Below are 16408 nucleotides of genomic sequence, written 5' to 3' on the forward strand. Positions count from 1 at the left end.
TGCTTCGCTTGTAGCAGGCCTAGGATGACCACATGAACATCCTTTCCTACATCGACAAGCAAGAGCTTCGTGCCTTGACCACAGCAGATAACTGGCAGGCCGCATATGTGGTTGCCGTCAACGTGGCGCTGGTTGTTGCGGGCTTCGCGCTGCCCGCACTTTGGCATCATCCAATCGCCTGGATACTCGCCAGCATATTGCTTGCCGGCCGCGCGCTCGGCTTCGCGATCCTGATGCACGACACCGCGCACCTGAGTTTCTTCACGTCGCGCAAGGTCAATCAATGGATGGGGAAATGGACCTTCGGCGCCTTGCCGAATGTGCCCTACGCAGCCTATCGCCGTGGCCACCTCGAACACCACCGCACCGCCGGAACCGGCGCTGATCCCGACTTGGCTTTCGTCAGCGGCTACCCCGCAACGCGCGCTAGCCTCGCACGCAAATTTCTGCGCGACATCTCAGGCATCAACGGCATCAAAGGGATCATCTACCAGTTCCAGTCAACGGATCGTGGTGCGCTGTATCCGTTCTTCGTAATGCATGGGCTGATCATCGCAGCGTTGTGGACGCTAGGCTCAATACAGGTGTACGCGTGCTGGTGGCTCGGCCAGTTGTTCGCTTATCCGCTGCTGCTACGCCTGCGTGTAATGGGCGAGCACGGCGGCGTCCCCGACCACATGGATCGCGACCCGCGCCGCAGTACCGCTACGACACTGGCCGGCCCGATCGCGCGACTACTCATAGCCCCAAACTTCGTGAACTACCACGTCGAGCACCACATGGCGGCAACGGTGCCGGGCTACAAATTGCCAACGCTGCATAAGCTCTTGCGCGCTCGAGGCTACTTTGACGTAGCTGAATACCTGGCAACTTCATATTGGGCTGTTATCCGTCGCTGCACGGCCTTAAATAGAAATGCCGCGAAACGCTTAACTAAAGGCGCCCGCGGCACTTTGGATACCATGCGCTGAATTTAGCCTGGTGGATCGTTTTCGATTTGTGGGAAGTCACCGGTAGCAGCGGTCATAATTGCCTGCGGGTCAATTTGACTGCCGCCAGCAATTGTCTGAATCTCTTCCTCTGAAAGCGGGAAAATCTCACTATTCAAAATAAAACTCCAATTTAGTTTGATGAAATTAACCTGGTGGATTGTTATCGACAATAGGATAGTCTGAAGTTTGCGCTGCAGAAGGCTCGACTTGACTACCCCCGGCGGTGGCCAGCATTTCTTGTTCGGAAAGCTCGAAAATTTCAGTGCTCAAGATAGAACTCCAGTTAAGTTGCAGGTAGATTATTGCTTCTATTTGGATAGTTACTTTGGCAAATAGCGCTCTTGATTATGCATGAGAAAATTAATAAAGGGCAAATTATTTCTCTAAGCTGAAGCGTTTTTCAGCAGAACGAAGATTGGGGTGTCCACCTTCCACTAGCCTGCCATGTGCCAGGGAAACGATTCGGTCGGCCATGGCAATCGTGTCTGGTCGGTGAGCCACCGTAATTCGCGTAAGGCCCAACTCTCGAACTGTTGTGTTCACGTTTTTCTCGTTGCTAACATCGAGTTCGCTGGTCGCTTCATCGAGAACTAGCAGTTGTGGTTGGCGATAGAGAGCGCGCGCAAGTAAAAGCCGCTGTTGCTGGCCACCGCTGATGCCTGCGCCGCTCGCACCCGTAATCGTGTGGTAGCCCATTGGCATGACCGCAATCTCGTGAGCCAAAGAGGCTAGCCTTGCTGACTGCTTGATGCGCTCCCAATTCGGTTCGCTGTCGAAGAAACAGATGTTCTCCGCGATCGAGCCTGAGAAAAGACGGTCTTCCTGCATCACTGTGCCGATAGTTCGCCGGTAGTTCGCAAGTCCAATACGCTTGATTGGAACGCCATTCACCAGGACTTCGCCGGACGAAGGTTCCAACAGACCTAACATAATTTTGACCAGCGTCGTCTTGCCACAACCGGATGGTCCTGTGATCGCGATAGACTCTCCAGCTTCAACGATAAGGTTGATGTCCTCAAAGATGAATGGCTCCGTCGGGGAATACCGGAATGAGATGTTGCGCAGTTCTACTGACGGAGCGCCGCCTGCAACGGACGATTCGCTCAACTGGATTTCACCTTCGTCTTCGGCAGGGGTAAGCACAATATCGGCAATTCGTTCGCCATGAAGGCCCAGCATTCGAATATCGAGCAGGCGATCAACCAATGTGGCGATCCTAGTTGAGAACTGTTCTTTGTAGGCGATGAACGCGAACAACATACCGACCGAGAACGAATTATCCAGCACAGCGCGAGCTGCCAACCAGATTACGATGACGCGTTCAATTCCGAACAGCACAATGCGTGCAGATTCATAAGTCACTCCGAGCCGATTGATACGAAGTTCGGCATTGAACTGCTCCGCAAGTAGATTCATCCAACCAGCGCGGCGTTCCTCGCCCTGCCCAAACAGGCGCACACTCTGAATGCCGTTGGCCGTTTCGTAAAAGTGCGTATTCTGTTTGGCGGCGAAGACAATTTGCTCCGCTGCTGCAGCCCGCAGTTGGTGGTAGAGGCTTAGTCGAAGTACGGCGTACACGACGACAGCAACGAATGAGATGATCGCTAGCTGGGCACTGTACAAGAACATCATCAGCAACGTCCCGACAACCATCACGCCATCAACAACAGCCTGGACAAAGGTTGTGGAGATCGAACGCTGAATTGTGTTGATTGAACCGAAGCTGGATATGATGCTGCCGATGTGCCGCTTCTCAAAGTATTCGAGCGGCAGCCTGACCAAATGGCCAAAGACGTTACGCGAGTGCCCTGTGTAACCATACCGATGTTCTTCGAGGGCATATAAAGCTCGGCCTCAAGCTTACCGTCTTTGGGTAGAATGCTTGCGATGCGTTGGTTTGCCACCAGCGATTGACCAGGCTCGACAAGGACCGCGGCGACGCGTCCATCGAGTTCAGCGCGGACGATGATTTGGCGCTTCGCTTCGTTCTCGGCGAGCTGTTGTTTAAGGTCTTCGATCTCGCGCTGGATGGTCGAAACATCCCGATTTTTTTGGATTGAACTGTCAGTCTGCGATGACTGTACGGAAGCAAGGTCGCGCAACATGCTTTGACGCTGAACTTCGAGTGAAGACAGCCGTCCCTGCTGCTCGAGGACGTCGCCTTCCTTTTCGGCCGCAGTGATCTTTGACATGTTGCCGGTCTTGGCAAGTTCCGCGACGCGAGCGGAAACGTCGCGCGCAAGGTTGACCTTGTCTCGCTGCAGACTCAGTTCGTGATCGAGCTGTTTCAAACTTGCATTTGTACTTAGAAGTTTTTCGGCCAATTCGCGCTGTTTATTTTGCGCCTGTCCTCCAACTTGATCGAGTTCTCGCCGAAGCTTGTCAATTCGGGCAACCAAGCTCTCTTTTACTGCTGCTTGTACGGCACCGTTTTCTCCACTGCGGTCGCTTGAGATGATCAGCAACGGATCCCCGATCTTTACTTCTAATCCTTCGGATAAGTTGAGCTTAGCGACTGTTCCGAACTGTGGAGAAAGAACCCGGTTGACTCCTTTGTCAGGTACGATGGACCCGCTCACGGTCGCTTTCCTGGCAAATCCAAAGCACACGGAGAACAGAACAAGGCTCGCGACTATCGCGCAAAGAAATATCGTGAGAGATATGCCTTGCCAAGTTTGGGTAAGCAGAATTGATCCATGAAGCTTTCGCGATTTGTTTGCAACGGCTTCGTCTCGGAAAAGTGGGCGATTCATCTTCGAAGGAATTTGATCAGTCTGTTGCAGTTCTATTGATTGGATAAAAATGAGGGCACCTTGCGGGTGCCCTCATCAGCTTGCCGCCAGTTCTATTTAGCCCGGAGGATTATTGTCGATTTGAGGGATCTCTAGGCCCTCAACTTTGCATTCGACATCCGCACGCAAGGCCGAAGCTGCCGTATGTTTATTTTTGAAAGTGAATTTCAGGTTGTAGCTGGCACGCTCAGTGTTCTTGTCGGTGAGCTTGGCTTTCTTGCCGTTGTCTTTGATCTCCGGCGTACTTAGTTGGGTCTGGCCCAATTGCTTAATGGTCACTTGGTCGATAATAATGTCGTCTGGCGTTGGGGCGACGAGATGAAACTCGATTTTGGTGTCGTGCTCAGACACTGGAATGACGCCTTGCGAGTACGTCGCTTTGAACGTAGTTCCATCCTGCTGGACGACAACGTCAACTTGGATTACTCCGGTGTTCTTTGGCTGTTGGTCTCTCATAATTTGCCTTTCAACAATGGGTGGGTGGAAATAAATTGTTGGTACTTCGCTTCTCGATAGCTAAGGCTTTGTAATCTCGTAATGCGTGACAAAGCTGCATCGACGTCACCGAGACACAGGCTAGCTCGAACTTGAGGTGCCAGTAACGTGTATTCGCTGCTCGATTGGGGCTGATCGTTCAGCAATTCGGCAGTTGTCTTGCAATATGACTTGGCAGCCTCATCCCCGGCGAGTCTGCGCGCCAGCTCAGAACGAACCATCAAGGCTTCAGTAAGGAATCCCAGCAGAACTTTGTCGTTCTTTGACTTTTCATGTAGTGCGCTCAGTTTGATAAGTGCGGCGTCTGCATTCCGAGCGGCGTCTTCTTCTCGCCCAAGCATTTGCAGCATTGCGCTACGACCTAGCTCGAATTTAACCGTCTGATAGATCAGGAACGTATTCTTGGGATCTTCTTTCAAGAGCGCGTCCATTTGCTCGCAGACCGACTGCAGTCGAGTGAACGCTTCCTTAGCATTGTTGGGTGTAAGTTGGGTTTCAGCGAGCCGGCCCTCTGCTTGCAGGAGGCGCGATTTCCACAAACGGTTTGTCGGATCCTTATCAACGAGCTTTTGTAGAATCGTCTCCGCATCTAAGAGTTTCTGGATGGCTTCGTTACGTTGACCAAGCGCGACGCCGAGCAAAGCCTGCCGCAGCAGAGAAGTAGCTAATTTACTTTGGGCTGGAGGCGAAGAATCGTGAAGTGAACGTAAGATGTCCTCTTCTGCCCGGTATAGCTTCATAGCCTCAGGTGGGGCGCCTAGTTTCAGAACGCTCTCTGCGTGCCAGGAAATTGTGGTTGCAAGTTCGGCTTTTCGTTTTTCGTCCAGCGGCCTCAGTTGCGCAGCCTCACGTTTGAACTGCAGGGAGCGGTCAAATGCTTTAGCAGCGGAGGAATAGTCTGCACGCGTCATCGCGAGCGTGCCAAGTGCGTTGTATGCATAGGAACGCTCAAGCAATCCATCGGCGGCATTTGGCGCAATGGCGCTGTACTTTTCGCTGTAATCTCGATATTCGTTATAGTATTTTTCTGCCAGGCTGAGATCATTTCGCTGATGATTAAACTGGCCAAGTGAAAAGGAGACCGAGCCTGCTTGTTGCAGAAACTCCGGTTGCATGGAGTAGGCGCCTGATGCGTCGAGGATCAAAGACCGCGCACTGGTCAATGCCTGATTGTAGACTTCTACGTGATTTCTATTGGCGTTAACTTCTGCGATGATGATCAACGCCTTGATCCGACTTACCAGCGATGCAGCACTGCCGTCTGAGCCGTCTTTACGTCCCAGATAGATCAATGCTTTGCTTCCAATGTCATCCAATAGATCGAGTCGTCCAATAGGTCGAAGTTTTTCGACGAAGTCGCCCAGCATGTAGGTCATTAAACCCTCGGCTTCCGAACGATTTCGCTCCGCCTCCTGTTGAGAGGAACGAGCACTGAAGCCAAATACGGTGGTTAATACGGCAAGTAGGGCAACCAGCGCGGTAATTCCTTGAATGACTCGCTGAGCAAGCTGAGCCCTACGAATCGACGTTTTCACATAATCCCGTTCGATATCGGCTAATGAGAAGTCGTCGATTTCCAAAAGCTCGGCCGCTTGGTTTACTTGTGAGCCACGAGGTAACAAGAGATCCCGGCTACGTCCGGCGTCAGCCCACCGCGAGGCTTGTGCAGCGACACGCGTCCTTAGCTGAAGTGAATTACGATGTTGCTCGATCCATGTAGCAACTCGAGGCCATTGACGCAACAAGGCTTCGTGTGCAACGCCGAAGCTCGGTACGTCACCGGTAAGTTCGCTGACAAATAAGCGAGCTTCGATCATTACGCGAACCAATTCGCGCTCGTCTTCAGTACGCAGCAAACTTAATGGACTGCGACGTGACGTGACAGTTCCCTGGTCGTCACCAACATTGACGAGCAGAGAAAGGACGTGCGGCAGCGCCGCGATTTGTTTAGGATTCAAGCGTGAGACCACCTGCTCGGCGCGAACACCAACTGCACCTTCAATCCCGCCTAATTGACGATAGACCGCAAACCTCAATACACCGTTTTCATCTCGCTGACGGTAGAGCTCATTGAGAGTGTATTGCAACAAAGGCAGCATATCGGGGTTGCCTCTCGACGCATCGCAAAGAACGTCGTCCAGGCTTGCGCCAGTCGAGTCATCTGTCTCGAAAGTCAGACTTGCTGCTGAGGCCGGCTGACGGACGATTTGCGCGATGTCCGCTCCGTCTGGAGGTAAGACGTCGAAATGGGCACCTCGGGTTTTCAAAGCGAGCAGAACTGGTTGGGCCATTACTTCTGGATAGAAGTCATTGCGGCAGGCCATCAACATCAGCAGGCAATTTGATTTAGCCAGTGCTTCGATCACGGTGAAGAAGAGGTTGGCCTCACCGGCATCGGCGCGGAATACGGCTTCAAGGCGATCTACGAAGACTCCAACTTGCGGGCGCGCGCAGGTTCGGTTCAGTAGTTCTGCGGCGACAGCATCGGGATCGCTGGCCAGGCGTTGGCCGAGGCTGTCTGCACTGGCGCCGGGGAAGAGGGGCTCGCCGTTAATATCAGCATCGATCAGGGCGCCTGCCAATGCCTGGAAAAGGGTGCCGCTGCCGAGGTCGGCGCAGTCGAGGTAAACGGTACTGGTCAGGCCGATAGGCTCATCGGAGCGCGTGGCGCCTGCCATTAATTGTGGTAACAGGCCGGCGCGGACCAGCGAAGTTTTCCCGGAGCCGGAAGGTCCGAGGACCAGTGCCATGGGGTAGCCATGGGCGGCTTGCGTCAGGACCAGCTCGCGCAACTGGGAGGTGGCTTGCACGCGGCCGAAGAAGATGGCGGCGTGGTTTTCCTGGAATGCCTCTAGGCCACGAAATGGCGAACCTCCTTCCCAAGTTGTTGGGGCAGGGCTTGCTAAGGTGATAACAGGCGCGATCGCACGGTAGCCGCGCTTGCGGATCGTTTCAATATAGCGTGGCTCGGTGCTCGAATCGCCGAAGGCGCGGCGCAGTTGGGTAATTGCCTTGTGGACAGGGTTATCGCCCAGCTCGTTGCTTCCCCAACAAGCCTGCAGGATCTCTTCCGCTGGAATTACCGCCCCTGGATGGCGGCAAAGATAGCGCAACACCGCCATCACGCGCGGCTCAAGTTGCGTCTTGGCATCCCCATTGCTGACGATATTGGCTTCCGGACTGACTAACCAGTCGCCGAATTGAAACTCCATGGCCTGTCCAACCTTCCGTTCTTCTATTTCTTATAAATCAATGACTTGGAAACCTTCCGGAGCAATTCTTCCGATCCGGAAGGTTTCCTTCCGGCCGCCGGAAGATTTCCGGAAGGCGAGGGAAGGCTTTTTTTCTTACATTGCAGTCATTGCCAAACGGCCAAATCTTAACATTCTTAAAAGCAAAAATGGTCACTACTAAAGCGGTATTTTTTGAGATCGGCTCCGAAACCACGACTTCCGTACAACAGTTGTCCGCCAGCTGGTATACGTCCGGGAAATTGCTTGAGAGCACGATTGACGCCATGCGCGCCGCCGGAGAGTTTCCTAATGACATCCGTTACGGCAGCATGGAAGTGGGCAGCCTGGCGCTCGGCGGCGACGGTGAAGATAAGGCTCAGCTGCGTCCGATCGAGATCCGGTATGACTCGGCGGCGCCATCCACTGCCCATCTGACCTTGACCTTGAGTTCGGGTAGCTTGCGCTTCTACAACGCTTATGGCCGCAAAGATATCCTGCGCCAACCGGTTTCGGGCTGGCGCCTGGAGTTCACTGCGGCGGTGAATGAATATGGCGGCCTGGCCCTGCATGCCGCGCTATGTGATGTGGAGAAATCGCATTTGCCTTGCGATAACGGTCCGCTAAAGGAGTTCTTTATTACTGCTGTCGGCCACTGGCTGCGCAGCCTGGCGCCGGCTGTGCTCAACAAAACGGCAATGCGTCGCGCTGTGATCGGCCGCGAGAGCTTCATGCGTCAGTACATTTACCCGATGGTGATCGAGAAGCTGCAGCGCCGCTTGAATTCCTTGCCGGACTACGTGGCTTCGCGCGACGGCGTGGCGCAGGTCAATCCTGCGGAAAGCCAGAACGAGAAGTCGGGCGTCGAGGCGACCTTAAGCAACGGTGAACGCGCGCGCTTCATCCGCAACAGCAATGGCTGGACTTATCGCGACCACGTGCTGCTGAACTGGCAGGAAGCCAACCGCACCTTGCACGACCGCGAATCGGAACAGGACCTGCAATACATGGTGACGATGGGCCGCCAGTCCGGCCCGGACGGCGTGCCGCGTCCGACCCTAGATATCAGCAGCGTTTTGGGCCGCTACGAGTGGGATAGCGTGAAGCAGGAATTGCCGCTGTCGCGCCAGCGCAGCTATATGGGCAAGGCCTGGGCACGTGCGACGCTGCAATGGTCGCTGCGCCTGCAGTGGCAAGTGGCGAATGGCCGGGTGGAAGTGGCATCGCTGGCGCGCAAGGGCATGCCGGCTACGGATGCCGGTACGACCGGAATCTATGTGGTGTCCGACCCGCTGCCGCACCTGCTGAATGTTCAGCGCATCAACCTGTGGTGGGAGGGCAATGCCGCCAGCCTCTCCGCAGTCCAACAGGATATTGCCGGTTCGCTGGCAACGGCCACGAGTGAAATGTTCGCTGCCGTTGCGGAGGGACTGGCCCCAGGGCGCAAGCTGGGGTGCCGTGACTTGCGCATCAACGAGTCTGGTGACATAGAAATCGAATTTGGGGAGTGAAGCATGTCCGTACTGATGACATCTGTGCCGGTGGCGCAGGTCCGGAAATGGGGCGGCGCCAGCGCGTCGGGCGCCTTGAGTTTTGCTGCAGCGCGCGTCGCGCGCATTGTTCTTCAACGTGAGCCGATGGCAAGTGAGGCGCTGTCGTGGACCACTCTCTATAGCTGCCAGGGCGACGCGGTGCGCGGCCGTTCCGAGCTTGCGCTGCACTTGCTGGCTCGCCCGGAATTGGCGGAGCTGGATGCCAAGGAGCGCCTGCTGCGCGCCTATAACGCGGTATTCGACCGCTACGATTCTTCGCAACCTGCGGATATGGCCTACTGGCGTAGCCAGTTGAATGCCGGCCGCGAGCTGCCCGCGCTGGTGCGGCAGGAACTGGTGCCGCTGTATGAATCAGGCTATCGCTCCAGCCCATGCGCCGCGCCTGCGGTGGCGAAGTCGCCGCTGTTCGTTGTGCGTGATGGCGCTGGTTTGCCGCTGGTATTTACGGTTGGCGCCAATCGTTCACTGTACATGTTCCGCCGCACACCTTTTGGCCGCTGGTCGCAGACGGATTTGAGCGGCATGCTGCCGCTGAACCAGCCGGGTAAGGTGCAGGCGGTGGATGTGCAGCAGGCGCCAGATGGCACGATTGCGCTGGCAATTGCGATCGCGCCGTGGGGCAGCGCGGCTGGGCCGACTTTGCATGTTGCGGTAGGCATTCCGAATCACCTGGATGAAGCGGGCTGGGTAGAGGTCTTGCGTGGCATGGTGCCGCGCCAGGTGCCGGAAATCGAGGATGATGTGACGCGCATTTCGTTTGGGTTACTGCAATCGGGAGCGGTGCCGATGGTGCTGGTGACGGCTGCGCACACCTGGTATTTCAATGCGGCGATGGATGGGCCGTTGATGGCCTGGGAAGAGCAGGACGGTTCTGCTTCGGTGGCAAGTGCTGTAGGCAGCTATCGAGTCCCGGGCGCCTGGCGCTTGAGCGATACGCCTACTGGCCGCACGCTGCGTTTCAATAGCTTTGCGCGGGCTGCGGCTTGGGGTATCGCGATCGACTACCAGGGCTTGCCGCGCCGTGCCAATTGCTTGCACCTGGCGCCCTCAAATGTGCCGAATGTGCCGGATGTGTTTGTGGCTGGCGAGAGCATTGTGGTGTATCGCGGCGGGCAGTCGATCCCGCAGCCGGTAGCGAATATCGGCGGGGCTTGCGTGGTGTGGTCGGAGTCGAATTCGATTGGCGAGTACCTGGCTTATGGCGATGGCGCTGGCGGGCTTTGGCTGGTGTGCCGTAAGCAGGGTGGGCATTGGGGGATGCCGGTGCCGATTGCTACTACCCTGGTGATGGCGGCGTTGATGGCTGCGCCAAATTATGGCGGGGTGCATGCGATTGGTGTGACGCCGGGTGGGGCGCTGGCCTGGTTGCGGTTTAATTCCGATGGGGCGCAGGTGGGAGCGGAGGAGATTACGCAGGCTGCTGTCTGGGATGATGAGGCGCAGGAGGTGCAGCGTGCGGCGCGGGTGGCGCGCAGCGTGGCTTAAGTTTTGTCGCGGATGAAGAGGGCGTCGATCAGGCTGGCGAGCCAGCAGACCAGCAGGATCCAGCTGGCGGTTTCGGCGCCGGCGGTTGCGCCGGTTTGATGCAGTCGGTCGGCGATGGCTGCGGGGTCGGGGGAGAGGCGGCCGCTCAGGGCTTCGTCGAGCAGGGTGTTGGTGCTTTGGACGATGCCGATTATTATCCAGCCGGTTGCTGCCAGGGCTGGGATGAGGAAGGCCAGGCCGCGTTTGGGGCGTTTTTGGAAGACCAATTGGCCCAGGCCGGGGAAGACCAGGGCGGAGAGTAGGGCGGATTTGGTTGATTGCTTCATTGATTCTCCTTTAAACCCGGTAAATCTGGGTCTGACCCTGGTTTACCGGGTTAAAAACAAAAAAAAGCCGGCACCTCACGGTACCGGCGTTTTGCGTTTCAAGCAAGCGTGCGATTACGCGTAGTCGCTAACTGGAATGCATGCGCAGAACAGGTTGCGGTCGCCGTACACGTTGTCGGCGCGGCCGACTGGCGGCCAGTACTTCTGCTTGCGCAGCGATGGCACAGGGTAGGCGGCCACTTCGCGGCTGTACTTGCGTTCCCACTTGTCAGCCAGCAGCACTTCAGCAGTGTGCGGAGCAAACTTCAGCGGGTTGTCCAGCTTGTCGAATTCGCCCGATTCCACTTTGGCGATTTCTTCGCGGATGGCGATCATGGCGTCGATGAAGCGGTCCAGTTCCACCTTGGACTCGGATTCGGTCGGCTCAATCATCAGCGTGCCTGGAACAGGGAAGCTCATGGTCGGTGCGTGGAAGCCGAAGTCCATCAGGCGCTTGGCCACGTCTTCGTTGCTGATGCCGGTGGCATCGGTCAGCGGACGCAGGTCCAGGATGCACTCGTGCGCCACCAGGCCGTCGTGGCCCGAGTACAGCACTGGGAAGTGCGGCGCCAGGCGGCGTGCAACGTAGTTGGCGTTCAGGATCGCGGTTTCGGTCGCTGCGGTCAGGCCGACTTCGCCCATCATGGCGATGTACATCCAGGAGATCGGCAGGATCGATGCGGAGCCGAACGGTGCAGCCGAAATCGAGCCGATGCCGTCTTCGCTGCGCACGTAGCCGTTCGAACGCTGGTTCGGCAGGAACTTGGCCAGGTGTGCGCCAACGCCGATCGGGCCGACGCCTGGGCCGCCACCGCCGTGCGGGATGCAGAAGGTCTTGTGCAGGTTCAGGTGCGATACGTCGCCGCCGAACGAGCCTGGGCCGGCTACGCCAACCAGTGCGTTCATATTGGCGCCGTCCACGTAAACCTGGCCGCCGTGCGAGTGGATGATTTCGCACAGTTCGGTGATGCCGTCTTCGAACACGCCGTGGGTCGATGGGTAGGTCACCATCACGCAGGCCAGGTTCTTGGAGTGCAGTTCGGCTTTGGCTTTCAGGTCGACCAGGTCAACGTTGCCTTTGTCGTCGCAGGCGGTGACCACAACCTGCATGCCCACCATGGCGGCGGATGCCGGGTTGGTGCCGTGCGCCGACGATGGGATCAGGCAGACGTTGCGGTGGCCTTCGCCGCGCGACTCGTGGTACTTCTTGATCACCAGCAGGCCGGCGTATTCGCCTTGCGAACCGGCGTTAGGCTGCAGGGACACGGCGGCGTAGCCGGTGGCTGCGCACAGCATGTCTTCCAGCTGGGCGATCATTTCGCGGTAGCCGACGGTCTGGTCGTTCGGTGCGAAGGGGTGGATCGACGAGAACTCAGGCCAGGTCACAGGAATCATTTCGCTGGTGGCGTTCAGCTTCATGGTGCAGGAACCCAGCGGGATCATGGTGCGGTCCAGCGCCAGGTCCTTGTCGGCCAGGGAACGCAGGTAGCGCAGCATTTCGGTTTCGCTGTGGTAGCGGTTGAAGGTTGGGTGCTCCAGGTAGGCGGTGGTTCGTACCAGCGCTTCAGGGAAGTTGCGGTCCACGGTCGCTTCGACGGCGTCGAAGTCAGGGGCAGCCTTGCCGCCGCTGAACACGTTCCACAGTGCGGCCAGGGTGTCGCGGTCGCAGGTTTCGTCCAGCGACACGCCGACGTGCTTGGCGTCGATCTTGCGCAGGTTGATGCCGGCGGCAACAGCGGCCGCGTGCAGCGCATCGGCTTTGTCGGTCGCGACGGTCAGGGTGTCGAAGAAGGCTTCGTTGACCGAGTAGCCCAGGGACTTCAGGTTGGCAGCCAGGATACCGGTGTAGCGGTGGGTGCGTTCAGCGATCTGCTTCAGGCCTTTCGGGCCGTGGTAGACGGCGTACATGGAGGCCATCACGGCCAGCAGCACCTGTGCGGTACAGATGTTGGAGGTCGCTTTTTCGCGACGGATGTGCTGCTCGCGGGTCTGCAGGGCCAGACGGTAAGCCTTGTTGCCGTTCTGGTCGATCGTCACGCCCACCAGGCGGCCTGGCATGGAGCGCTTGTATTCGTCACGGGTAGCCATGTAGCCGGCGTGCGGGCCGCCGAAGCCCAACGGTACGCCGAAGCGCTGCGAATTGCCGACGACGACGTCGGCGCCCCATTCGCCCGGAGGAGTCAGCATGGTCAGTGCCAGCAGGTCGGCGGCAACAATCACCATGGCGCCGGTGGACTTCACGGTTTCAACGGCGGCGCGGTAGTCGCGCACAACGCCGTTCACGCCTGGGTATTGCAGCAGCACGCCGAAAGCGTCGGTCACGCCGGCCAGTTCGGACGGGTCAAAGGTCTTGACGGTGATGCCCAGCGGCTCGGCGCGGGTCTGCACCACTTCCAGGGTCTGCGGCAGCACGTCGTTGGCGACGTAGAAGGTGTTCGACTTGGACTTGCCGACGCGCTGGATCAGGGTCATGGCTTCGGCAGCGGCGGTGCCTTCGTCCAGCATCGACGAGTTGGCGATGGCCATGCCGGTCAGGTCGATCAGCACCTGCTGGAAGTTCAGGATCGCTTCCAGGCGGCCCTGGGAGATCTCTGGCTGGTACGGGGTGTAAGCGGTGTACCAGGCTGGGTTTTCGAAGATGTTACGCAGGATCACGCCCGGGGTATGGGCGTTGTAGTAGCCCTGGCCGATCAGGGATTTCAGCACCTTGTTCTTGGAAGCGATGCCTTTCAGCTTGGCCAGCGCTTCGTTCTCCGGCAGCGGCTGGGTGAACTGGCCCAGGGGCAGGGCGCTCTTGTTGCGGATGCCCGGCGGGACGATGGCATCGATCAGGGCGGCGCGGGTTGCGTAGCCGAGCACGTCCAGCATTTGCTGCTGTTCTGCGGCTTCCGGGCCGATGTGGCGGGCGATGAAAGCATCGCGGGCTTCAAGTTGGGTCAGGCTGGTGCGGGTCATGGTGGGAAATCTCTTGGCCAGAATGTGATAAGGGCCGGCATGCAGCCGGCCCGGTAAAGCGGTACTTAGTGTGCGACGTTGCCGTAAGCGGCTGCGTCCAACAGGCCGTTGACGGCGTTGGCGTCGCTAGGCTTGATCTTGAACAGCCAGTTGGCGTAAGCGTCGGCGTTGATCGACTCTGGTGCGCCGACCACGGCGTCGTTCACGGCAACCACTTCGCCGGATACTGGCGCGTAGATGTCGGAAGCGGCCTTCACCGATTCCACCACGGCGGCGTCGTCGCCGGCGGTGAAGGTGGCGCCGACTTTTGGCAGCTCGACGAACACGATGTCGCCCAGGGCGTCTTGTGCGAATTCGGTGATGCCGACGGTCACGGTGCCGTCCGCTTCAGCGCGTACCCACTCGTGGGACTCGGTGTACTTCAGGTCTGCTGGAATGTTGCTCATGTTGGCTCCAAGGCTAAGGTTATTGTTTGTTTCTGCTCAATCTGGCTTAAGCAACCAGGATTTTACCGTTACGCACGAAAGGCAGCTTCACGACGGTGGCGGCCAGCTTCTTGTCGCGGATTTCCACGTGCACGGTGTCGCCCACGTTCACGCCCATCGGCACGCGCGCCAGCGCGATTGCCTGCTGCATGGTCGGGGAGAAGGTGCCGGAGGTGATTTCGCCGGTTGCGCCGTCGGCGGCGATGACTTTCTGGTGGGCGCGCAGCACGCCGCCTTTTTCACGCAGGATCAGGCCGACGAATTGTTGGTTCTGTCCTTTTGCCAGCAGGGCTGCCTTGCCGATGAAGTCGCGCTCGGAGACCAGGTCGATAGTCCATGCCAGGCCTGCGTCCAGCGGGTTCACGGTTTCGTCCATGTCCTGGCCGTACAGGTTCATGCCGGCTTCCAGGCGCAGGGTGTCGCGCGCGCCCAGGCCAGCTGGCTTGACGCCGGCGGCGTTCAGGGCGTTCCACAGGTTTTCTGCCTGTTCTGCGGCTACGCCGATTTCAAAGCCGTCTTCACCGGTGTAGCCGGTGCGGGCAACCATGGCTTCGCCGAAGGCGGTGCCTGGTACCAGGGCCACGTTGAATGGCTTCATTTCTGCGGTGGCTTCTTTCGCCTGCGGGATCACTTCCCATACCTTGGCGCGGGCGTTCGGACCTTGCACGGCGATCAGGGCCATGGCGTTGGCGCCGTCGCGGCGCTGGGTGATGGTCAGGCCGGCCTTGGTGGCTGCGTTCTGTTTTTCCATCCAGGCGACGTCTTTTTCCGCGGTACCTGCGTTGACCACCAGGCGGAACCACTCTTCGTTGATGAAGTAGATGATCAGGTCGTCAATGACGGTACCTTCCGGGGTCAGCATGCAGGAGTACAGGGCCTTGCCCGAAACCTGCAGCTTGTCGATGTTGTTGGCGACCAGGCCGCGCAGGAAGGAACGTACGTTGGCGCCCTTGATGTCAACGACGCACATGTGGGCCACGTCGAACATGCCGACGTCGGTGCGCACGGCGTGGTGCTCTTCGATCTGGGAGCCGTAGTTGACCGGCATGTCCCAGCCGCCGAAGTCGACCATACGGGCGCCGAGGGCACGGTGAGCATTGTTCAGTGGGGTTGCTTTGAGCGACATTGATACCTCAGGGCAGAGAATAGGGGTTAATAAACGTAAACATGAATACGCCTACCCCTCTGTCCTTGGTACCTGAGAGATAACGGGAAGGTAATCCCGCACGCCCCTTCGGTGGGCCCTGCGCCTTGGCGGGCCGCTCTCCAGAGTTCTAGCCCCTTGGGGCCCTTGTTCGGTCCTTTTGCCTGAGAGTTTCTGGGTAATGCCCCTTCGGCGCCAGCAGTTTCTGGTCTCTCCCGATCAAGACTTGGGACTATATGACAGGAGGGCAATAAAGTCAATCTTCGGCGCTAGGGAACCTGCCCGTGGTTCGCATGTCCAAGGGGGATGAAAACCTCAAATGACGACTATGACAATCCCTGGAAAATGGCTGCCGAGCGCTATTTCAGGGAGTTCCTCGCGATCTTCCACCCGGAATTGGAGGCGGCGATCGACTGGTCTGTGGACCCAACGTTCCATGACCAGGAATTGCGCCAGGTAACGCGCGACGCAAAAATAGGGTTGCGGAGGCTGGATAAGCTGGCCAAAGTTCAACTGCTGGATGGTGCCGAGCTCTACATCCACCTCGAGGTGCAGCTATGCCGCCAGCGCGGATTTGGTGCGCGCATGTTCACCTATAACTCGCGCCTTTTCGACCGCTACGGCTGTGCAGTAGCCAGCGTCGCGGTGTTGGCGGACCGCTGTCCTTGCTGGCGTCCGCGTGCTTTCTGGTGCGAGGCATGGGGAACAGTATTGGGTATGGAGTTTACTGCCGTCAAATTGCTTGATTTCTTGCCGGCACCCGTTGGGTGGGAAGCCAATTTTTTGGTTCATCACGGATTTCCGGGAAACGCGGCTTTGATCTTCATGAAGAAGAATTCGGAGTCGCGGTATCCGTAAGCCATCCGCTTCATCACCTTAATCCGGTTATTGATTCCCTCCAGTTGGCCGGTA

General features: G+C 57.8%; 14 protein-coding genes and 2 riboswitches. Of the genes, 3 read left to right on the forward strand and 11 right to left on the reverse strand.

The window, feature by feature from the left end; translation table 11 throughout:
• The first annotated feature begins 32 nt into the window (after nucleotides 1–32).
• Nucleotides 33–971: a fatty acid desaturase family protein gene (locus GM658_RS19675; RefSeq protein WP_155455765.1), complete on the forward strand. Its 939-nt coding sequence runs from the start codon at nucleotides 33–35 to the stop codon at nucleotides 969–971.
• A 2-nt stretch (nucleotides 972–973) separates the two neighbouring features.
• Here the strand turns inward: GM658_RS19675 and GM658_RS29550 are convergent, their stop codons facing one another.
• The 6 genes from GM658_RS29550 to GM658_RS19695 form a co-directional block, all read right to left on the reverse strand.
• Entirely contained in the window at nucleotides 974–1108 is a 135-nt protein-coding gene (locus tag GM658_RS29550) for a hypothetical protein (protein ID WP_267874989.1), read from the reverse strand.
• Nucleotides 1109–1136: 28 nt separating this feature from the next.
• Complete coding sequence (locus tag GM658_RS29555) at nucleotides 1137–1262, reverse strand: hypothetical protein (RefSeq protein WP_267874990.1); 126 nt, start codon at nucleotides 1260–1262, stop codon at nucleotides 1137–1139.
• 105 nt (nucleotides 1263–1367) lie between these two features.
• On the reverse strand, nucleotides 1368–2735 hold the full coding sequence (locus GM658_RS29795) for a peptidase domain-containing ABC transporter (protein WP_371865174.1): 1368 nt from the start codon (nucleotides 2733–2735) through the stop codon (nucleotides 1368–1370).
• Complete coding sequence (locus tag GM658_RS29675) at nucleotides 2645–3571, reverse strand: HlyD family secretion protein (RefSeq protein WP_371865173.1); 927 nt, start codon at nucleotides 3569–3571, stop codon at nucleotides 2645–2647. The genes GM658_RS29795 and GM658_RS29675 overlap by 91 nt, the downstream gene beginning before the upstream one ends.
• A gap of 270 nt (nucleotides 3572–3841) precedes the next feature.
• Nucleotides 3842–4240, reverse strand: a complete 399-nt coding sequence (locus tag GM658_RS19690; RefSeq protein WP_155455768.1) for a hypothetical protein — start codon at nucleotides 4238–4240, stop codon at nucleotides 3842–3844.
• Complete coding sequence (locus GM658_RS19695) at nucleotides 4237–7491, reverse strand: nSTAND1 domain-containing NTPase (protein WP_155455769.1); 3255 nt, start codon at nucleotides 7489–7491, stop codon at nucleotides 4237–4239. Before GM658_RS19695 ends, GM658_RS19690 begins: the two co-directional genes overlap by 4 nt.
• A 188-nt stretch (nucleotides 7492–7679) precedes the next feature.
• Here GM658_RS19695 and GM658_RS19700 point away from each other — a divergent pair, with 188 nt between their 5' ends.
• Nucleotides 7680–9020 carry a hypothetical protein gene (locus GM658_RS19700; RefSeq protein WP_155455770.1) on the forward strand — a complete coding sequence of 447 codons (1341 nt, stop codon included), beginning with the start codon at nucleotides 7680–7682 and terminating at the stop codon, nucleotides 9018–9020.
• Between the two features lie 3 nt (nucleotides 9021–9023).
• Nucleotides 9024–10547 (forward strand): hypothetical protein, encoded by a 1524-nt coding sequence (locus GM658_RS19705; RefSeq protein WP_155455771.1) that lies wholly within the window; start codon nucleotides 9024–9026, stop codon nucleotides 10545–10547.
• On the opposite strand, the gene GM658_RS19710 is transcribed toward GM658_RS19705, so the two are convergent.
• The 5 genes from GM658_RS19710 to GM658_RS19730 form a co-directional block, all read right to left on the reverse strand.
• Entirely contained in the window at nucleotides 10544–10873 is a 330-nt protein-coding gene (locus GM658_RS19710) for a hypothetical protein (RefSeq protein ID WP_155455772.1), read from the reverse strand. The genes GM658_RS19705 and GM658_RS19710 overlap by 4 nt on opposite strands.
• Before the next feature lie 114 nt (nucleotides 10874–10987).
• Complete coding sequence (gcvP, locus tag GM658_RS19715; RefSeq protein WP_155455773.1) at nucleotides 10988–13867, reverse strand: aminomethyl-transferring glycine dehydrogenase; 2880 nt, start codon at nucleotides 13865–13867, stop codon at nucleotides 10988–10990.
• 65 nt (nucleotides 13868–13932) lie between these two features.
• Entirely contained in the window at nucleotides 13933–14313 is a 381-nt protein-coding gene (gcvH, locus tag GM658_RS19720; RefSeq protein WP_155455774.1) for a glycine cleavage system protein GcvH, read from the reverse strand.
• 46 nt (nucleotides 14314–14359) lie between these two features.
• The gene (gcvT, locus tag GM658_RS19725; protein ID WP_155455775.1) at nucleotides 14360–15478 is read right to left on the reverse strand and encodes a glycine cleavage system aminomethyltransferase GcvT; all 1119 of its coding nucleotides are present in this window, start codon (nucleotides 15476–15478) and stop codon (nucleotides 14360–14362) included.
• 49 nt (nucleotides 15479–15527) lie between these two features.
• Nucleotides 15528–15632, reverse strand: a riboswitch (glycine riboswitch).
• Nucleotides 15633–15638: 6 nt separating this feature from the next.
• A riboswitch (glycine riboswitch) is annotated at nucleotides 15639–15724 on the reverse strand.
• A 563-nt stretch (nucleotides 15725–16287) separates the two neighbouring features.
• The coding region (locus GM658_RS19730) for a transposase (RefSeq protein ID WP_211841900.1) at nucleotides 16288–16408 on the reverse strand (121 nt) is incomplete at its 5' end.

The organism is Massilia eburnea, from assembly GCF_009720745.1.
Taxonomy (GTDB): Bacteria; Pseudomonadota; Gammaproteobacteria; order Burkholderiales; family Burkholderiaceae_D; genus Rugamonas; species Rugamonas eburnea.